This is a genomic window from Tenacibaculum sp. TB-56 (genome assembly GCF_059716275.2).
Window position 1 is genome coordinate 1 of sequence record NZ_CM201367.1, and the last position, 2500, is coordinate 2500.

General features: G+C 47.0%; 2 rRNA genes (1 of these 2 cut by a window edge). Both read right to left on the minus strand.

Annotation, left to right across the window (positions count from 1 at the left end):
* Nucleotides 1-90: 90 nt before the first annotated feature.
* A 5S ribosomal RNA gene (gene rrf, locus AC3VI6_RS00005) occupies nt 91-199 on the minus strand.
* A 100-nt stretch (nt 200-299) separates the two neighbouring features.
* Nucleotides 300-2500: ribosomal RNA gene (locus AC3VI6_RS00010) — 23S ribosomal RNA — on the minus strand; it runs 674 nt beyond the window's last position.

Sequence of the window (2500 nt, forward strand, 5' to 3'; positions counted from 1 at the left end):
TACCTATTTCCTGTTAAGGATATATTATAGTATTCTAAAAAAAATTGCAAAAAAAAACCTCAATCTACTAAAAGATTGAGGTTTGTTAAAGAAAGGCAACGACCTACTCTCCCACCAGTGGCAGTACCATCGGCGCTAATGGGCTTAACTTCTCTGTTCGGAATGGTAAGAGGTGAGCCCCATTGCGATAATCACCTTAAATCGTTGCAGTATATTTCAACTGTAAAAGTTAACATATTAGTAAAATCATATCATAAATCTATCAAAGAGTTTGCTCCCGGTCGCAAGAACCGGGATACGTACATAAGCCTATGGGTTATTAGTACTACTCAGCTACATACATTACTGCACTTACACTTATAGCCTATCAACGTGGTGATCTTCCACGACCCTTTAAAGAAATCTCATCTTGTGGTGGGTTTCGCGCTTATATGCTTTCAGCGCTTATCCCTTCCCGACGTAGCTACTCTGCAGTGCCCCTGGCGAGACAACAGATACACTAGAGGTCAGTCCAACTCGGTCCTCTCGTACTAAAGTCAGATCCACTCAAATTTCTAACGCCCACAGCAGATAGAGACCGAACTGTCTCACGACGTTCTGAACCCAGCTCGCGTGCCACTTTAATGGGCGAACAGCCCAACCCTTGGGACCTTCTCCAGCCCCAGGATGTGACGAGCCGACATCGAGGTGCCAAACCCCCCCGTCGATGTGAGCTCTTGGGGGAGATCAGCCTGTTATCCCCGGAGTACCTTTTATCCTTTGAGCGATGGCCCTTCCATGCGGAACCACCGGATCACTATGCTCTACTTTCGTACCTGATCGACCTGTATGTCTCTCAGTCAAGCTCCCTTATGCCATTGCACTCTACGCACGGTTACCAAGCGTGCTGAGGGAACCTTTAGAAGCCTCCGTTACTCTTTTGGAGGCGACCACCCCAGTCAAACTACCCACCACGCACTGTTCTCATTGCTGAGTTAGGCTCTAGATAAGCAAAGGGTGGTATTTCAAGGATGACTCCACAACGCCTAGCGACGCCGCTTCAAAGTCTCCCACCTATCCTACACATTACTTATCCAAAGTCAATACGAAGCTATAGTAAAGGTTCACGGGGTCTTTTCGTCCCGCTGCGGGTAATCGGCATCTTCACCGATACTACAATTTCACCGAGCTCATGGCTGAGACAGTATCCAGATCGTTGCACCATTCGTGCAGGTCGGAACTTACCCGACAAGGAATTTCGCTACCTTAGGACCGTTATAGTTACGGCCGCCGTTTACTGGGGCTTCATTTGATTGCTTCGCCGAAGCTAACAACTCCACTTAACCTTCCAGCACCGGGCAGGTGTCAGGCCTTATACATCATCTTTCAATTTAGCAAAGCCCTGTGTTTTTGATAAACAGTCGCCTGGATCTTTTCACTGCGGCCAACATTGCTGTTGGCGACTCTTCTCCCGAAGTTACGAGTCTATTTTGCCTAGTTCCTTAGCCATGAATCTCTCGAGCACCTTAGAATTCTCATCCCAACTACCTGTGTCGGTTTACGGTACGGGTTCTTATAACCTGAAGCTTAGAGGTTTTTCTTGGAAGTTTTTAGGCACACTATCCACGCATCCGAAGACTTGTGGTACTATCACACTTCAGCTAAACCAGCGGATTTGCCTACCAGTCTAATACCTAAATGTTTCAACGAACTATTCCGTCAGTTCGCGGTGCTTTCACTACTCCGTCACCCCATCGCAGTTATAAGAAGTACAGGAATATTAACCTGTTGTCCATCGACTACTCCCTTCGGATTCGCCTTAGGTCCCGACTAACCCTCAGCTGATTAGCATCGCTGAGGAAACCTTAGTCTTTCGGTGAGGGGGTTTCTCGCCCCCTTTATCGTTACTTATGCCTACATTTTCTTTTCTATACGTTCCAGCATGCCTCACAGCACACCTTCAGCACATATAGAATGCTCCCCTACCACTTTTAAAAGTCCATAGCTTCGGTAATATGTTTATGCCCGATTATTATCCATGCTCGACCGCTCGACTAGTGAGCTGTTACGCACTCTTTAAATGAATGGCTGCTTCCAAGCCAACATCCTAGCTGTCTGGGCAGTCAAACCTCGTTTTTTCAACTTAACATATATTTGGGGACCTTAGCTGATGGTCTGGGTTCTTTCCCTCTCGGACATGGACCTTAGCACCCATGCCCTCACTGCTGAAAAACATTTTATAGCATTCGGAGTTTGTCAGGAATTGGTAGGCGGTGAAGCCCCCGCATCCAATCAGTAGCTCTACCTCTATAAAACTTTTATTCAACGCTGCACCTAAATGCATTTCGGGGAGTACGAGCTATTTCCGAGTTTGATTGGCCTTTCACCCCTACCCACAGGTCATCCAAAGACTTTTCAACGTCAACTGGTTCGAGTTCATCCACTGTGTGTTACCACAGCTTCAACCTGCCCATGGGTAGATCACTCGGTTTCGCGTCTACTACTACTAACTATATTCGCC